The 17592-nt window shown below is 38.7% G+C and carries 12 protein-coding genes; 1 reads left to right on the top strand and 11 read right to left on the bottom strand.

The window, feature by feature from the left end; genetic code table 11:
- Positions 1-371: 371 nt before the first annotated feature.
- From nadX to LKW28_RS12590, 10 genes are all read right to left on the bottom strand, one after another.
- A complete protein-coding gene (nadX, locus tag LKW28_RS12635) occupies positions 372-1151 on the bottom strand; it encodes an aspartate dehydrogenase (RefSeq protein ID WP_229140729.1) in 780 nt (259 codons plus the stop codon).
- An 81-nt stretch (positions 1152-1232) separates the two neighbouring features.
- Positions 1233-1739 (bottom strand): DoxX family membrane protein, encoded by a 507-nt coding sequence (locus LKW28_RS12630; RefSeq protein ID WP_229140728.1) that lies wholly within the window; start codon positions 1737-1739, stop codon positions 1233-1235.
- Between the two features lie 190 nt (positions 1740-1929).
- On the bottom strand, positions 1930-4188 hold the full coding sequence (locus LKW28_RS12625) for an ATP-binding cassette domain-containing protein (RefSeq protein WP_229140727.1): 2259 nt from the start codon (positions 4186-4188) through the stop codon (positions 1930-1932).
- A 37-nt stretch (positions 4189-4225) separates the two neighbouring features.
- The gene (locus LKW28_RS12620; RefSeq protein ID WP_229140726.1) at positions 4226-8689 is read right to left on the bottom strand and encodes a hypothetical protein; all 4464 of its coding nucleotides are present in this window, start codon (positions 8687-8689) and stop codon (positions 4226-4228) included.
- A complete protein-coding gene (locus tag LKW28_RS12615; protein ID WP_229140725.1) occupies positions 8667-9413 on the bottom strand; it encodes a DUF6063 family protein in 747 nt (248 codons plus the stop codon). Before LKW28_RS12615 ends, LKW28_RS12620 begins: the two co-directional genes overlap by 23 nt.
- Entirely contained in the window at positions 9413-10924 is a 1512-nt protein-coding gene (locus LKW28_RS12610) for a hypothetical protein (protein ID WP_229140724.1), read from the bottom strand. The genes LKW28_RS12615 and LKW28_RS12610 overlap by 1 nt, the downstream gene beginning before the upstream one ends.
- On the bottom strand, positions 10915-11988 hold the full coding sequence (locus LKW28_RS23140; RefSeq protein ID WP_229140723.1) for a Wadjet anti-phage system protein JetD domain-containing protein: 1074 nt from the start codon (positions 11986-11988) through the stop codon (positions 10915-10917). Before LKW28_RS23140 ends, LKW28_RS12610 begins: the two co-directional genes overlap by 10 nt.
- Positions 11989-12378: 390 nt before the next feature.
- A complete protein-coding gene (locus tag LKW28_RS12600; protein WP_229140722.1) occupies positions 12379-13284 on the bottom strand; it encodes a Gfo/Idh/MocA family protein in 906 nt (301 codons plus the stop codon).
- A gap of 206 nt (positions 13285-13490) precedes the next feature.
- On the bottom strand, positions 13491-14471 hold the full coding sequence (locus LKW28_RS12595) for a tRNA dihydrouridine synthase (RefSeq protein ID WP_229140721.1): 981 nt from the start codon (positions 14469-14471) through the stop codon (positions 13491-13493).
- Between the two features lie 432 nt (positions 14472-14903).
- Positions 14904-15758: a malate synthase gene (locus LKW28_RS12590; RefSeq protein ID WP_229140720.1), complete on the bottom strand. Its 855-nt coding sequence runs from the start codon at positions 15756-15758 to the stop codon at positions 14904-14906.
- A gap of 487 nt (positions 15759-16245) precedes the next feature.
- On the opposite strand from LKW28_RS12590, the gene LKW28_RS12585 reads away from it, so the two are divergent.
- Positions 16246-16887: a DUF3267 domain-containing protein gene (locus tag LKW28_RS12585; RefSeq protein ID WP_229140719.1), complete on the top strand. Its 642-nt coding sequence runs from the start codon at positions 16246-16248 to the stop codon at positions 16885-16887.
- Positions 16888-16983: 96 nt separating this feature from the next.
- On the opposite strand, the gene LKW28_RS12580 is transcribed toward LKW28_RS12585, so the two are convergent.
- Positions 16984-17583: an HAD-IA family hydrolase gene (locus LKW28_RS12580; protein ID WP_267498002.1), complete on the bottom strand. Its 600-nt coding sequence runs from the start codon at positions 17581-17583 to the stop codon at positions 16984-16986.
- Positions 17584-17592: the final 9 nt, after the last annotated feature.

Raw genomic sequence — 17592 nt, 5'->3', positions numbered from 1 at the left:
ATAATAGATTACACGTGTTATCACTCCTTTCAGTCTTTACTTTTAAATAATTGTTGGATAAAAAAAGTATAGTTGGGGTAGGAAAGTTAACATGAAGATTCATTAAAGGATTAATTGGAAATACTAGTTGTCTCAGTCTTGAACAGTTTAATATGTAAGTCGAAAAAATATATAGGGGTAAATCTTATAGGAGAGTGTAATAATTAATTTAATATTTTCATAATCTTTCAAAAATGTCAATACCTTATATTTCGACAAAGTTCGAATACCTTAAATTACGTTCCAATGAAAATCTGGTAATCTATTTCAAGAGGTTTAAAGGCAACTTCCCAGAGGTTAGTCGCCTTTTTTTAATATACCTAAAAAGTAAGTTACCCTCCGACTCTAAGTTTCCCGTTCATTCTTTGTAGGGTCCCTAGAATACTCATCGCAGCTAAATAACTCGTCTTTGGATTTTCAGGAAGTGGATTGTTTGTAATGGTAAATGTTGCTTCTCCGAAATCACCTGTTATGTCGACTTGATGGATGTTCTTTTCAATATGTGGATCAGCCACGAGACTCACGGTCGTCTTCTCTATCCCTAGTCCAGCTAGTGACAGGACAATGGAGACATTCATATTTTTGGGAAACTGCTTAATTGCTTCAATCGCTTTCCCCTCAAAAACAACCTTTGCTTCATCAATGGCTTCCTCTATCAGCGACCCGGCAGGTTTTCGAGTTGTCAAAGAAACGCTGGAAACCGTGCCAAGGGCGTGTGCATTCTGCAATAAGTCTAAACCTCCTATTGCACCAGACGGCAAGTAAACAGAGTGTTTATACTTATTAACAAGAATACTAATTTCTGTTAGAAGTGCTTCATCTGCAAGTGCGCCAATACTAATTAACACTGCATCCTTTTTCTTAATAACAGATGGCAGCAAGGTTTTCACTGCATGTATGTTCGCTGCCTCCACCACAATATCGATTTCTGAATCGAGAAATGCGTTAAGATCCGTAAACAATTTCACCCCAAACTTTGGCTCCAACAACTGGTATTTCTCTTTATTCCGTACTAAAATACTTGTAATCTGTAAATCTTCATGGTGTTTTTGATTGATTTCTTTCAGCAAAAAATGTGCAATGGCTCCTGCACCTATTAACCCAATATTCATTGTTAGCCTCCTTGCTTATGGTGAGACGTACTGGAAAAATCATCTGTTATTATTCTATCATATGCAGTTAACAGCTTTTATTTAAGCGGAAGCTTTAATTTCGTTTGCAGCATTCTTGTAGAAATGTAATTTGATATATCGGATGGCAAATCGATCAAGTCCAAAGTAATATCTAGTCTTTCCAACAAATAATAGAATCATTGCTACTACGAAAAACTTCGAATCAAGGCCAGATAATCCAACCCCCGCCATTATAAAGTTAGCATTCATTAAGGCGCCGCCAATCAAGGCTGGAACTGTTGCTAACCCTAGAATTAATCCTAGGCCAACAAGGAATTCACCCCATGGGACAAGGATGTTAAATAAATCAATATTGGGTAACGCAACCTTTTCAAGGAAGCTGGCATACCAGCCTTGAACTGTTGGAGAATCTCCATTGGCGTTTGCAATTGCCGCTTTGATAAATCCACCTGCATCAAAGCCTTGGGAAATTTTATAAAAACCCTGTTCTATCCATTGAAGTCCTAACCAAATACGTACGATTGTCCATACGATTGCCATTATTGTTCCATTTAATAATTTTTTCATAATAAATTGCCCCTTCCCATTGTGAATCTCTTCACAATTATGATTAAAAAAATGTATAGATGCGCTGCAACTTCATCTTTATCGATACATTTATTTTAAGAGGATCACATATTATTTTATTTGACCTAGGTCAATTTTTTCAAAAAACAAGGCCTGATCCACGTGTACGATAGCAGTCAGGCCCATCAATTTACATCTTTATCCATTTTGCTGTCAATGTCTCTGCATGTAACATTTCCTCCGGTGTACCTTCAAATATAATTTGTCCGCCTTGTTTTCCTCCTCCCGGGCCCAATTCTATGACCCAGTCGCTAGACGCTATGAAGTGTAGATTATGTTCAATGATGATGACAGAATTACCTCTGTTTACGAGATTTTGAAAGACATCTAAGAGCTTGCCATTATCTTCCGTGTGCAGTCCTAAGGATGGCTCATCCAATAGATAGATTTGTCCTTCATTTTGTAAGTGGCTTGCGAGTTTTAGACGTTGGATTTCTCCTCCACTTAGAGAACTTGTTGTCTGCCCTAGGGTCAGATACCCTAACCCTACGTCTTTTAGCGTCTGCACTCTTTTGATGACTTTTGGTATTTTAAAATAATTCATAGCCTCGTCTATTGTCAAATCTAATATCTCTACTATATTTTTATCTTGAAATCGATACACAAGTGCCTCGTCTGAATATCTCGTACCGCCACATGCTTCACAGGGGATTGTCACCGGATCAGCAAATGCTACTTCTGGTGTGAGGATCCCTTTTCCCTTGCAGATCGGACAGGCTCCTAAAGAGTTAAAGCTGAACAAACCTGCTGGTTGTCCTGTTACTTTTGAAAATAGTGTTCGAATATCGTCCATTATTCCCATATATGTTGCTAGAGTCGAACGGCTGGAAATTCCGATGCTGCCTTGTCCTACCATGATCGATTCCGGATACTTTTCTGCGAATGCTTCCAACATTAAGGAGCTTTTACCCGAGCCTGATACCCCACAAATAGAGACCAATACATTTTTAGGAATATCTACGTTGATGTTTTTTAAATTATTGTTATTAGCACTGTTTATTGTAAAATAGCTTTTTATATCTCGCGTATTTTTATTTATGTTTAGCTTGTGGTTTAAGGCGGTAGCAGTGGGAGAGTTTTTCAGGTACTCTACTTTTCCTTGAAAGACAACTTCCCCTCCATTTACACCGGCTCCTGGGCCCATTTCTATGATTTCATCCGCTACTTTTATGACGGAAAGATTATGTTCGATTACGATTACCGTATTATACTGGTCTTTTAGCCTTTTTAGCATTTGGATTAACATATCGACTTCTTCTGGATGAAGTCCTGCACTTGGTTCATCAAAAATATATGTAATATTGTTTAGGCTGCTTCCTAAATGTTGAGCTATTTTTACTCGTTGAGCTTCGCCGCTCGACAAGGTGCCCATTTTTCTGGACAGACTCAAATATCCTAGTCCCATATCAACTAACTGCCTTACCTGCGGGATTGCTTGCTGTGCTATGGATTTGCCCATAGGATCGCTAATATTCTTTAGTTCTTCCAGTAATTCAGGAAACTCTAATTGATCATATTCTGCAATATTGACACCATTTATTCTACATTCTAATACCTTTGGATTTAGGCCAGAACCTTCGCAGGTTGGGCATAATGTGTGTGTTGAAACTGCCAGGACGTCATCCTGGGATACTTCTTTTAGCTTTGCAACATCCCGATTGATATAAAGCCTTGTAAACCTAGGCAATAACCCGTCCCATTCATGTGGTTGAGGTCCGTTTTTCGTGTGAAACGGCGCAAAGACTCGTTCTCCTTCTTTGGGACCAAATAATAGAAGCTGGAGTTTTTCCTCTGAGTAGTCTTTGATTGGTATATCCGGATCAAATAATCCGCCGGTTATCATCCATCTTCCTTGCCAACCAGACGGGGATAATGGCTTAAATTTAACTGCATACTCCCGTAGTGATTTCTCGAAATCGATGATCTTATTTAGGGCTGGTGCGATTACCTCTCCAAATCCGCCACATTCCGGACATCTGCCAAAGGAACTTTGGCTTGAAAAATCATTGGCAGAACCAATTGATGGATTTCCAATTCGTGAAAACAAAAGTCTAATTAATGGATTGATATCCATATAGGTACCTACGGTCGAACGAGAATTGCCGCCGATTTGTCTTTGTTCTACTACTATCACTGGGCTTAGGTTTTTCAGTAGATCGGCATGTGGTCTTTCATACCTTGGCATTTGATTTCTGACATAGAGAGGATAGTTCAATGTCATTTGTCTTCTGCTTTCTGTTGCTAATGTATCAAATACGACCGAGCTCTTACCTGACCCTGAAATACCAGTAAAAACGATGATTTTTCTTTTCGGTATGTTTAAATCGATATTTTTTAAATTATGTTCTTTAAGCCCTCTTAAAATGATCTCATCTTTTATATCTGACATTTTGCTATCCTCTCTTTCTGATTTTATCGCTGCTTTATTAAACCACTGTCTCCCCTTGATAAATCCGAAAAGCGGGAACAATTGTGTCGGAAACAATTTCTTTTCCTCTTTCACGAATGAAATCGAGTTTGTAATAGGCATCGAATCTTTGGCTGATCTCCGTTTTCACCAGCTCTGGTGGAGTAACGACAATGAATTGGAATTTCAGCTTTTCGGCAACGGCGAATATCGGGTCAAGGACATGGGCGGATGCTGCTTGTCCGAATGGATTATCACAGACAAGCGGAACCCAACTCTGGTCCGTTTCACTTTTTACCGATAATAACATCATCATCATCACCATACGGGCTGATAGTTTTTGTCCGCCACTGCCGTCTGATTTCGTCTTCGAGCCTTGATTAATCGTTTGCCATGTTGAGTAATGCTCCTTTTGCGGTTTCCCGTACATAAAAGCATTATCCGTTCTCATGTTATAAACGAGTAACTCTGGAAATCGGTTCCGGAGGGATACAAATAAAATCTGTTCATCACTAATGAGTTCTTTTATTTCTTGATCTAGCGCTCGGTTATTGTCATCAATCATATCAAATTGCTTCGTAATTTTGTTAATGGACGATACGAAATGCTGTTTTAATAATGGTTCGACATCTTCAGGCCTTTTCGGTAATATATCCTCTTTTAGTTGAACAAGCGGGAATGATCCGCGCTCATTTTTCAGCTTCATTTTTGCAATCATCGAACGGATCGCCTCTGAAATGCTCATAACCTTCATGCTGGCACGACTCGCCCAGAAGCTTTGAGCCTTCTCCGCTCTTTCTTTGTCCCGCTCTAATTGCTCCAAACCGCTTTGTGAAAAAAGTTTCATATTTTTTACGATGCTTTGAATATGGGTATAATACCTTGTATCCAAATGATCGAGTGTCGATAATACTTCATTTTTGAAACGAATCTCCCAATCCTTGCCTTCAATCGTCAGTTTTGCATTCCTTAATGATTGCTCAATTTTCGCATGCTTTTCCTGGCCTTCCTCTTGAATGGCTTGATGCTCTTCACACCAAGCTAAGATACAAGCTTTGCCTTGACTCTTAATCTTTTCTATCTCATGATCTGTGAATGTGGCTGCTTCCTCTTTGAGAATAACAGATAGAGTTAACAAATCACCTTCAAAGCCGGCAATATTGGCTTCTGTTTCTTTTTGAAGTTTCTCAGTTTGCTTGATTCTCTCAATTGTTTTCTTCGTTTGGTCTTTAATTTCAACTTCTTTTACTTTTAAGTCAAGGTCCGCCCATTCTTGTGGCTGTTTTTCGTGCTTAGTCACTTTTTTGCTCGCCTTGTCACGCTGTTGCTTTTCATGCTCTAGGGTCGTTTCTGCTTTCGTTACAGCTGTTCCCTGTTCACGTTCTTCCTTTTCTGCTAGCTTTGCTTCCTTCTGTGCTGTTTGTAGCATCGTTTCTAATATACTAATTGGTTCACTCGGTTCTGGAGCCTCATTCCAATCCTGTCCTTGTGCATTCAGCTTTTTCTCTAATTTTTTTTGCTGCTTTTGTTCAGAGTCTTTCTTAGCCTGAATAATGAGTAATTCTCTCGCCTGCTCTTCCTTTGATTTTTGAAGCTGTTTTAGCTCGTCCATACTTGAGTTAATCTTTTCTAATAGATAAGGAGATAGGCTAGGAATCTCATCGTTTTGGTCTGCTTTTTCCTCAGCAGGAAAAGTTGCTCCCTCTATAAAAACGGCAATCTCTTTTATATTTTGTTCCGTTTTCAGCTTCCATTCCAAATACGTTTGGTGCCATTGGGCCTCAAGTCGGACAATCGTTTCAAGCTCATGACTGATTTCCTGTTGTTTGACAATAGTTACTTCTTTTTGTTTCTCCTTCTCCGTCTTGACCCGTTTGTTTTCCTCATGAACGACTTTTTCCAACTTAAAACTCTCTAACACTTCAACATCCTTTGAAAGTTTATCGATCTTTTTTAAAGCTTTCTCCAGCTGTTCCTTAAGTTGAAGCTGTAACTCTTTTTCTTTTCCCGCTTGTTTCGCGATGTCCTTTAAATTTACCTTCTTTAATTGAATGGTGTTCTGTTCCTGATTAATCGCTTTTTCCAAATCAATCGAAAGATCATTTGATAAAAATCGATCTATTTCTTTTAATATACGACGCAGCGAGTTTTCCGTTTTTTCGATCTCACTAAGTGTATCTTTCTTATCTTCTATTTGTTTGGCAATCTTTATTTTCCAATTGGTGAATTGATTTTTATCCGTTAATAGCTCTCTTTCGGTACCATTTATCAACACAAAGGAACTCTGCACATTTTCGTTTCTGTTCATTTCCTCACGCAAAAATATTGGAACAGGACTGTTGAACATTCTTACTGAAAGAACCTGTTGATTTATTTTTTGCCATTGATGCTGATTGACGACTAATCCATACGGAAGAAACGGGTACGCCAGCAGATGGTTTGCCATTTCCTCGGTACTTAGTGACTGAAGAAATTGCGAACCATAAAACACATCAATACCTGTTTTTTCATCAATCCATTCTTTTAATTCCTTCACATCTTTATTCGCAATCCAAAACGGTTCATCATTTAAAGTATGGTCAAGCTGGGTTTCCCAAAGCTCTTTTTTGATTTGTTCTCCTTCTTGCCTGTTTTGTTCAAGCATTTCTTCTAGCTGCACGGAATAATTTGATAAAAGAGAGTTTGTAAACGGTACTGAGACATCTGCTAACAGCCCATGAAGCTTATCGTAAAGCTTAGCTTCCTTTTGCTTCTGCGCCTCATTTGCTGCCTTTAATTCTTCCCACTTTTCCTCTGAATGCTGAATCGATTGGACAAGTGTTCCATGTGTTTCGGCAAGTTGATTTTGCCTTTCGATTAATGCTTTATCCTCTGCTTGCAGCTCTAAGAATCGAGACTGTTTTTCTTCTTTTTGTTTCATTAGACTTTCGATAAAACCCTTTAAATCATAGGTAACGCGGTCACCATATTCTTCAACAAGTGCCTCTTCTTTCGTCTCAAAGGCATGAATTTGCGTATAAAGGAAATCAATTTCCGTTGAAACTTGAGCAATTTCTGTTGTCAATCGTTTGTCCTGCCGTGAAAGCTCCAATCCTTTCTTCTTTAGGAACTTTTGATAGCCAAAATGCTGTTTTACAGCTTCTTGTAATTTTTGATACGCTTGCTCCCATTCCGCTGATACTTCCTTCTTAATCTCGTCCATTCTTTCATTCACTTGCTCTAACCCACTATTTTGTTCAAGTGTTGCAATCTGCTGTGAAAGAGAGCGAATGGTTTGTTCAAATTCATGCCACTCTTTCAAAAGAAGTTGAAAGGAAAGCTTCTCTTTTCGTTCCTGCTTTTCTAGAACAACTTCCTCTAAGGTTGTATGCTTCTCCTTTTCTTCAACTAGCCTTTTTTCCCAAACTAGAACCTCTCGATGGGCTTTTGCATACTCCAAATTGTCTTTTTGAAAGCGTAAATCGTCTTGCTTAACTGTTAATATTTCCTTTTCCTTCTCTAAAGCAAGCTGTGTTCCTTCTTCCGTTTGCTTCAAATGCTCTAACGCTCCAAGAAATTGTCTTCCCACTTTAATACTCTCTTCGACAATTTCCTTATGTTCGATTCCTTTTGCCAAGTGCTCCTCAAATGGGACAATATCCTCTAGGAACTCCTTGTGGGCTTGCTCTCTTTTTAAAAGAACAGGCAGATCCTTCGCGATACTTGCCTGACTTTTGAAGATTTCCACGAGATCGTTCTTTTGATGCTCAGTTCGATGCAGCACCTGATTAACCGTCGGAATGATTCTCTTTTGGAATAAGGAATGGTCATCCTCTGCTCCTTCAAAGTATTTTCCAACTCCGCCTTCATCTTTATTGATATCCTTCATAATATCCCAGTCTTTACGGTTAATTCCGTATGTATCAAGGATGCGATAATGCTTCTTCGTATCCCGGTAAACATCGTAGCCATTCCATTTTAAATAATCCTTCAATTCTTCCGTCTCCGCCACTTCGTCGTTTTCATAAAGCGGAATATGTTCAAGGGCTGCTACTTCATTTCGTTCAAACTCTCTTGTGTAAAAGGTAATATTCGGAAGGATCTTCGCTTCTTGCTCCAAGGACTTCCTTTCGATTTCACCATCATCACTCATGGAAATCCGTTGTTCTGCCGAGAACATTCCTCCTGTGATCAGATGTCTTCGGTCAGAACCATCTAACTCCCACTCCATAGCAACATGAAAGGTATAAGGAATAAATTGCTCTTTAATATTAAAAAAGAACTGCTGATAATAACGATTGTTTTGTTTTCCCCAAGAGGTTCCCGGCTTGATGATTTGGAAGATTGTTTGCAGGAACACCCCTTTTCCGCCGCCGTTCATCATCGCAATAAGGCCATTTGATGATGTTTTCTCATTATGGAAATTGAATGTAGTATCCTTATATTGCTTTTGCATGCCATCATACTTGAGGCCAACAATTCTAATTCGATGAATTTTCGGCATGCTCATCCTCCTCTCCTGTTACCAATTTTTTAAACATTTCATAGCGGTCATAATCGTGATATAGATACTCGATGCGCTCAAATAGCTCATTCTTAGGAATCACCTTTGGAATATCATCCCGATCTAGAATGACAATCAACCCTTCAGTCTCTAATAACCGCATGCTACTCGCAATTAGACCAATTCTTGTACGACGATTCCCCTTCTTCATGCCATAATCGTCCGTGTCGACCTCCATATACTTCCAGACTGTAACAGCATCCTTCATATCAATTCGTTCGTCTTCCCCGAAACGTGGGTTCCCTTTCAGAATGCTATCCCAATTCATCATGAGGTCGTTAACTTGTCGTTCTAATGCGTAATAACTAATCCCTTCCCGCTTCGTACGAACTTTAGCAGCTTGGTTTCGGTCGATGCTTGCTAAAAAGGACATAATAATGATGCTCATAAGATGGAAGTGTTTTTTCGTTTCAACTTGCCGATGCTTATCTTTCATATGGGTAAAATTTGTCGCGAAGACAGAACCTGTTGGCTGGACAACTAAGTGAATACGCTTAGGCGCTTCAATAATATATGTACCCGATTCATCTGCTAATAAAAGGACCGTTTGCCTTACTTCAGGGTCAAAGTAGGTTTGGAAGTGTTCACTATTTTCGTCAATCACTTTCTCTTTTAAGAGAGTAAAGTAAACAGCTGATGCTTTTTTGATTGTTTCTGCGTTCATCACTTTTCCTCCTGTACACAAATTTTAAAAGGGGTTATTTTCATTCGATGCCACAGAAGCGGTTCTGCTAGGGTGTCAAATTCTGTAAAAATCTTCATGCCCTCAAATAGTTGAAATTGGGGATATTCCTTCATTAATTTAAAAAGAAGGATTTCCCGTTCATCACTTAATGTTTCTTCTTTCCGATGCATCACTTGAATTTTTAGCGGCTTTTTATCAAACATCATCCATAAATCAATCGTTTCCGATTCCTCTAACCACAAATCCTGCACCTCTAATGGCAAATCTGCTAAATCCGCTAGAGAAAACTCACGGTATGTTTGCAGATATTGAAAAACATAGCTCCAAGCCTTAATAACTGAATCCCAGTTCGTCACACGCTGGGTCATGATGCTTTCCTTTGGCTCCTCTTCCTCAACTGCATCCGATTGGTGCTTTTCATCAAATTCTTGTTCACCCCAAATCCAATCAAGAGGCAAAATGAACTCATTCTTCGGTGAGAATAAAGGGGAGAGAACATTTTCAATTTCCCGGAAGCGATAAAAGCCTTCCTTCATGAACCAATTTTCATAGTAATGCTCTCGGAATGAAACGAGGCTATTTTCCCAAAACAACGAAGGGTTTTCTACTTTCAGCTTCATCTCATAGGATATATTTTGAATCACGAGTTTCGCAAAACGATCATGCAATTGCCGTGTATGGCCAATTTTTTCCTGAAGAACAATCAGTTCTTTCTGAATATAATCATCTTCTTCGTTCCTTCGTTTCGATTTTTCAATCATATTTGTAATCGTACGGAAATGATTTTTTTCCTCTTCAAATTGATTTTCGATTTCTTCACGATTGTCAGCCCTTTGCCATTCCTCTTCAAGTAAAAGGATTTTGGGATTGTTAATCATTTCCTTCTGAAAAGAAAACTCCCTTGCCATTAAACGGTTCACTCGCGAAATGAGGTGATCGAGGTTTCGAATAGCTTTTCTGAAATTCCCATTTTTAATAAGCTGCATACTGTAAAGCTGCTCAATGGTGATTGAGAATTCCTCTGCCATCTCCCTGCTCATAAAGATCATTTCCTGTGCAACCTCCGTAAGTTTATAAACAATAGAGCCGCCTATTTCTAAATTTGTATATAGTTCATCCATGGTGACATAACGGAATGTTTGCGTCTCCCACGATCCTCTTATTTCATCGTAATATAACGCTTCAAAAGGTTTACTAAACTCTTCTTTTCCTTGATACAAGAGACCGCTCGTAATCCGATCGAGTTGCTTTTCGTCTGCTAAAAGCTGCATTTCCTTAATCGAATCTTCAACCATATACTTAATATCCGATTTTCGTCGACTGTCATCATCATTTAATTCTCGATAAAAAATGGTAAGGAGCACCTGCATAAGTATAGTCTGGATATGTGGCTTCAACTCCCCTACATCCATACCCCTTCCAAGCTCAAATAGAGGATTTAATCGCTGCATTCGTTGGGCAAATCCATCCCATGACTCGTTCACATCCATCTCCTCCATGTTTCGCTTGTTAGTACTTCCTGCGGAATCCGCTTATTTTCCTCCCATAACTGAAGTAACAGTGCTTGCTCTTCAACTGTAAACCATCGAAAAAATGCATCACGGTATTTGAGGTTTTGAGTCTGGCCTTGTTTTTGGTCATTCTTTTGTTCGAAGCAATCTAGCATTTTGCGGTACAGCTTCAAGGCCGGTTGGATGGAGCAATCGGGATATTTTTCAATCAATCTAATGAGAATTCCATACCCTGCTGCATCTAAATCACCAGCATAATAAAATAAATAGGGCTTAGCCGGAAACATTTGAAAGAAATAGGAAAAGCTCCGTTCAATTTTTGTTCCTTCTCCGTAAATAATCAATTCCGGTTCATAGTCCAGCAGATTTGATTCCAATAGCTTAATGGAGGTATGAAAGAAAGATAGATTTTCAACAATGAGGACTCTTCGAATCTCACTCATTTCTTTCCCCTGCTTCATCCAAAAAACAAATGGCTCCCCGTAATTTACCATTTTTAACTGTTCTTCTGAAATGCCTATTCTCGCTAAAAAGCCTTTTCCATCAGGAAAACTCTCAGCGTCTAGAAGAAATTTTTCATGTCCAAAGAGTTCGAGGCTCCTTTCCTCAACGGATACAGTTTCCCGTTCAAAAACAGACTTTAGAAATGTATATACATGTTGGATTCGCATCCATTCCTCTTTCGATTGCCATTCGGGATGACGTTCATAAAAGGAAAAATCGAATAGATCGCTTAATTTCATCATGTCAAGGCGATCCCATTTGTCTTCCTGAGTTTTGATATTCACCCAGTAATATAAGGAAAGTGCCGGTGTTCTTCCATTTAATTGTTTGTTTTGAATGGGGGTCAGTACCCCTTCAGCCTGTAAGGCTTCAATTGATTGGTAGAACAAGGAATACCCGTCCATTTCAAAATAATCATCCAAAAGCTTACGTAACTGAAACTCTAGATCGTTTATATTAATCTTCTTTTTCTGCTTTGGGTGCTGAATATCCTCGATAAAACCCCTCACCCTTGCTTCAATTATATTAATTGTACTCACCTACTTGCTTCTACTTTTTCATAAGCTATTTTTGCTTTGTTGATTTCCGCTCCAGGTGGACGCTTTCCGCGGGCGTGGCTTGAGCCTCCTCGTCGCTTCGCTCCTGCGGGGTCTCAAGTCTCACGCTTTTCCCGCTGGAGTCGCCACCTTCCGCTACAATCAATAGGATTATTTTATTCAATAGCAACAATCTTTTAGAAAAGAGCCTTACAAAGGAATAGAACTCTATTATCCAATAAGGATATCTTTTAATTATAAACCAGTTAATGAAGTAGAGGTAAATGGATTTTTCTTCTAAAAGTAAAGACCTGCCCTCAGTACTGTCATACTTTAGTACATTTGGGGCAGGCCTTTTTTATTAATTAATTTAGAAATAAACCAGTTTAGCTTCTATTCCGTCAGTTTCATAAGTATTTTTCCGCAAATTTCATGAGTTTCCAGAGCATCCCAAGCTGAAATTTTAGGTTCTGAATTTGTGCGGACTGCATGGATAAAATCTTTAACCATTTGCTCAAACCCTCTTTTCAACAAGGTGGATTCCCAGTCACTGCTTCGAACCTCAATATTTTCCATACCTTTCGAAATGACTAAGGTGGACACATTTGTCACCGTCCGCTTCTCCAACGGACCCATAACTTCTGCAATTTCCTCGGTTGTTCCATTATCCCGATTCATGATACCAATTGCCGTACCGCCTTTAGAAATAAATTGAATCACAACGTGGTATAAAGCTCCATTTTCCATGCGGCCGTTCACAAGTAGTTCTTCTATCGGGTGAGGAAATAAATATCTCATCGTATCTACAACATGGATGAAATCATCAAAAATAAAAGTCCTCGGTTCACCAGGAAGATTTTTGCGATTTTTTTGGACGACTACCATATTTGGCTGCTCAACTTCCTTCAATTTTACATACGAAGGGGCATATCTGCGATTAAATCCTGCCATTAATATAAGTCCGCGGTCATCCGCCAGTTCAACAAGCCGTTTTGCACCTTCATAATGATCCGTAATTGGTTTGTCCACAAACACATGAATTCCGCGTTGTAGGATCCACTCAACAATTTCTTCATGAGAGGATGTCGATGAATGGACGAATGCTCCTGTAATGCCGCTATTAACCAGAGATTCGAGATCAGAGTGTATATGTTCAAATCGATACTGGCTGGCAATCGTTCGTAACTTTTCTTGATTTCTTGTGTAAAAATGAAACTCAATCTCCTTTAATTCGCTATATACTGGAAGATAAGCCTTTTGCGCAATATCTCCAAGTCCAATAACTCCTATTTTTATCATGTTAAATCCCTCTCTTTATTACTCGATTTAAGTGTCACAGTGACTACCCGAACATTAAAGTGAATCCCTTTATCTATTATGCATAACATTTTATTAATGATAAATGATGCTCCCAAAACAACAAACGAATAAACTAAAAATTGGCCGGTATGAGTTCGGTCCAATACCGCAATCACACCAGCCAATTCTATTTTAAGGAACATCCACTATTCCAACGTCCCCTCAACATCCTCAAACACAAAGTTATCAAGTAGTGCACGCACTTCATCTGTCGACTTTGTATTCATCATTTGATTTCTAAGTTCACTCGCCCCACGAAACCCTTTAACATAAATCTTAAAAAAGCGATGAAGAGGTTTAAATGAACGTGACTCCAATTCTGAATATTGATCATGGAGATCAAGCTGCAGTCTTAAAAGATCGAGCAATTCCATACTGCTATGCTCTTTTGGCTCTTTTTCAAAGGCAAATGGATTTTTAAAAATACCGCGCCCAATCATAATTCCATCAACACCATATTGTTCAACAAGCTCCAAGCCTTTTTGACGGTCAGGAATATCTCCATTAATCGTTAAAAGTGTATCTGGTGCGATCTCGTCACGAAGTTCTTTGATCGCCGGAATCATCTCCCAATGCGCATCTACTTTACTCATTTCCTTTCTCGTACGCAGATGGATGGAAAGATTCGCAATGTCTTGTTTCAATACATGTGTCAGCCAGTCACGCCATTCTTCTAGTTCCGTGTAACCAAGCCTTGTTTTCACACTAACAGGCAATCCTCCCGCTTTTGCCGCTTGTATTATATCAGCAGCAACTTCCGGACGGAGAATCAAACCGGATCCCTTCCCTTTCGATGCCACATTAGGTACAGGACACCCCATATTGATATCGATACCCTTAAATCCTAGTTCAGCCATGCCAATACTCATTTGTCGAAAGTATTCCGGCTGATCCCCCCATATATGAGCCACAATCGGTTGTTCATCTTCTGTAAAAGTCAAACGCCCACGAACACTTTGGTTCCCGTCTGGATGACAATAACTCACTGTGTTTGTAAACTCTGTGAAAAACACATCTGGTCTTGCTGCTTTACTCACTACATGTCGGAAAACAACATCCGTCACATCTTCCATTGGTGCTAGTATAAAAAACGGCCGTGGTAAATCACGCCAAAAATTATCACTCATAATCAAACTCAGTTCCTCTCATTATGGGACTCTGGATCCAATTCTTGTCCCAAAATAAAAAGCAAAAATATTGCTTCCTTTACACTTATACCATGTTTGAACACATTTTATCAAATGCTGTTTTCGCTTATCAAAAGTAAATAACACTTGTTTTCTAACTTATAAGATTATGATAACGCAATCATAGAAAATATAAAAAAACAGCAAGGAGCAGGTGTTAAAAAAATCAACGGGGTCGTCGGTGCAATGACTGTATCAGGGCTAGCACACGATTTGATCATGCAATGATTGTCAACGTCATTCAAGAATATTTGCAAAGCAAAGGGTAATCTTAAGTTATTGAAACACAATCCGAAAAAGGACCTGATCCCAGTATCGTAGACACTTTGGGGACCAGGTCATAAATTCAACTATTATCTTACGGGCTAACGTCTAGATACGTAATAATGCACCATTTGGCTTGGGCAACTCTTGCTCTGTAATCAAATTCATTTTACAGAAATGATCAAAGAATTGTTGTGCCAGCTCTCGTTCCTGTTCGTCACTTTTCAACGAAACGATATCAAGCAAAATTTGCGCCATCCATGAATTATCAAAATAACGGTATTTTCCAGTATTCCATGACATTCTGTGGGGGAATTTTTCATTTACATAATACTTCCAGAAAAGCATCTGATCCGATTCCTGTTCTGTAAGTTGTATTCTGTATTTTGAATGGGCAGGAATATATCCGTCTTCACAAAGCTTTCCGATAAAACCTTCTTTCACCATATAGATTCCTAAGATACGTCTATCTTTTTCAGGCATGCCGGGATCTAATGCAGTTAACACGACGGCGCTATTTTGGTGTAAGCGGATGGGTTTGTTTGGATTCCCCTTATTAATACCACTTTTAATTACACCTGAAAAAACCTTCCACTCTAAAAGGGAACTATTCCGTTCTTCCGGGTCACACCAAAAAACCATTTGTGATTCGGGATGAAGTTTATGATTTTTCATAAATTTTTCATGCTTCAAGCGAAGTTCCTGTTTTTCTCGATGCAGCTTTTTTTCCGCTTCCTTCTTCCATTCTTCCTCTTTTCGTTCCGTTTCCTTTTTTTGTATAATTTTTTCGAGTGAATTAGCAGCATTTTGATCATGTAGTTTTAGGTGCTCTCCAAATACATCGGGGAAAACAAATTTTTTAGTGTCCGTAGCGAAATGAATTTCAATACTAGATTCATTATGGTTAACAATGCTTCCCGTGCCAAAACGCTTGTGTGTAACTTTCTTATTGATTAGATTCATTCATCTAGTCCTCCTTGTAGAATAAAAACTCTGGTTACTATTAAATAGTACATGGATCATTTTATTCGACTAACTTTCTTTAAAGCTCACACGACTGTTCGAATTATTAGGTTTAAAAAAGGGCATTAAAAAAACGTATCCATCATTCTATCTGCAGCGGAATACGATTAAAAAAATTATAAGATTATTATAACACTTTTTGAAAAATAATACAAATTTGTTATTGACAACACATTTTCTTGTAAGGTAAAATGAAGTTTTGTTCTCTCTAGACAACTAAAAAAGGACCTCCAAAAGGCGAAAAACTTCGAAAAAAGGTGCCTGACCCCGAGCGAATTAACGCTTTAGCTTACTGGGGGTCAGGCACCTTTACCAGGCGTGAAATTTATTATGATTTAGTATGAGAATTAAGCTGCGACTACTAAGGTTTTTGGATTATTATGTTAAAATATATGGTTATGGAAGAATTTCGTAAAGGAGTTGTACTATGAAGTTAGTCTGGAAAGGAATTTACAAAGATTTGGATCAGCTGCCAGTTGGACAACTGCCTGATCATGCTGTGAAGTTTAAAGAGCCTAATTCAATGCTGATGCTTAATCTAGTCGCGTCTCTGTTTATCATACCTGTACTTCTATTAATAGCCTTAGCAGTAATTTTAAAATCACTTTTATCTGGAAGTGTGGAAATGAGCTTCTTTAATGTATGGGGAATTGTTTTGGCATTTTTAATGATACTGCCCCATGAATTATTGCATGCAATCGTTTTTCCGAAAGAGAAAGAAGTGGAATTATGGTTTAGTCCGAAGTCTCTTGTTGCTTTCGTTATTTCCACCGCACCAATTTCGAAAAGCCGATTTATTTTTTTATCTATGTTACCCAATCTAATTTTTGGGTTCATTCCACTGCTTATCTGGATTTTTCTTCCTCAAGGCTTAGTGATAACTGAAATTGTTTTTTCATTTGCATTTATTAGTTTGATGTTTGGTATTGGGGATTATCTGAATATATTTAATGCGATTCTTCAAATGCCGAAAGGATCGCTTCAACAACTTTCGGGCATGAACTCCTACTGGTATATGCCGCGGTCGCAGGAGACCAGTATGCTGGGGACCAAAAATGAACAAATTTAATTGGACCGAGTAACCTGTTAACGCGGATTTAAAAAAAGGTGCCTGACCCCAAGCACATTACGCTTTAGCTTATCGGGGGTCTGGCACCTTTACTATTTATACATAAGGAAGGACCTTCGTTCTAAAGTCACCATAGTTATCAAGATGAAAGTCTGCCTCAATATCCGGATTTTCAAAGGCAACGGTTTTGATTCCAAGTTCTCTAGCAGGAATTAAATCCAGTTCGCGATCGCCAATCACTAAATCTATTGGATGATCTTTGACTACATGCTGATAGGAAGCTGCATGAGGTTTCCGATTAAAGCCATCTTCCTCTACCGAAACTATCACCTTGAAGTAGTGTAATAATTTAAATTTTTCCAGAAGGAATAGTGTAGATTCCTTATCGCGGTGCGTGACGATGAAATTGTCATCTGCAACTTGCAGAACCTCTTCTAAATGTTCAAACGGCTGGCTGTCAAAAGAATACTTATTGTATAATTTGATGTATTCCTGACGCTTACTTTCATCGATTTCATAATGCTGAAAGGCCACTTTCGAGTTGACCTTGAGCCACTTAAGTACTTCTTTTGGATCCAAATCCTTGCCGCTTAGATGGATAAAACCCTTAACCAAGGCAGGATAGGTGTTAAACAAAGTTCCGTCAAAATCCCATAGAATATTAATGTGAATCCCTCTCTTTTTTTTATAATACATTCTATTATA

It is taken from the genome of Bacillus sp. REN16 (assembly GCF_020731355.1).
Lineage (GTDB): Bacteria > Bacillota > Bacilli > Bacillales > Bacillaceae_L > Ferdinandcohnia.
Note: the sequence above shows the minus strand (reverse complement) of the source record. Positions and strands in the feature narration are given on the sequence as shown.

Coding starts and splice junctions, on each gene's coding strand:
- nadX (WP_229140729.1), bottom strand. CDS start 1,151: ATGAATATTGGGTTAATAGGTGCAGGAGCCATTGCACATTTTTTGCTG.
- LKW28_RS12630 (WP_229140728.1), bottom strand. CDS start 1,739: ATGAAAAAATTATTAAATGGAACAATAATGGCAATCGTATGGACAATC.
- LKW28_RS12625 (WP_229140727.1), bottom strand. CDS start 4,188: ATGTCAGATATAAAAGATGAGATCATTTTAAGAGGGCTTAAAGAACAT.
- LKW28_RS12620 (WP_229140726.1), bottom strand. CDS start 8,689: ATGCCGAAAATTCATCGAATTAGAATTGTTGGCCTCAAGTATGATGGC.
- LKW28_RS12615 (WP_229140725.1), bottom strand. CDS start 9,413: ATGAACGCAGAAACAATCAAAAAAGCATCAGCTGTTTACTTTACTCTC.
- LKW28_RS12610 (WP_229140724.1), bottom strand. CDS start 10,924: ATGGATGTGAACGAGTCATGGGATGGATTTGCCCAACGAATGCAGCGA.
- LKW28_RS12600 (WP_229140722.1), bottom strand. CDS start 13,284: ATGATAAAAATAGGAGTTATTGGACTTGGAGATATTGCGCAAAAGGCT.
- LKW28_RS12595 (WP_229140721.1), bottom strand. CDS start 14,471: ATGAGTGATAATTTTTGGCGTGATTTACCACGGCCGTTTTTTATACTA.
- LKW28_RS12590 (WP_229140720.1), bottom strand. CDS start 15,758: ATGAATCTAATCAATAAGAAAGTTACACACAAGCGTTTTGGCACGGGA.
- LKW28_RS12585 (WP_229140719.1), top strand. CDS start 16,246: ATGAAGTTAGTCTGGAAAGGAATTTACAAAGATTTGGATCAGCTGCCA.
- LKW28_RS12580 (WP_267498002.1), bottom strand. CDS start 17,583: ATGTATTATAAAAAAAAGAGAGGGATTCACATTAATATTCTATGGGAT.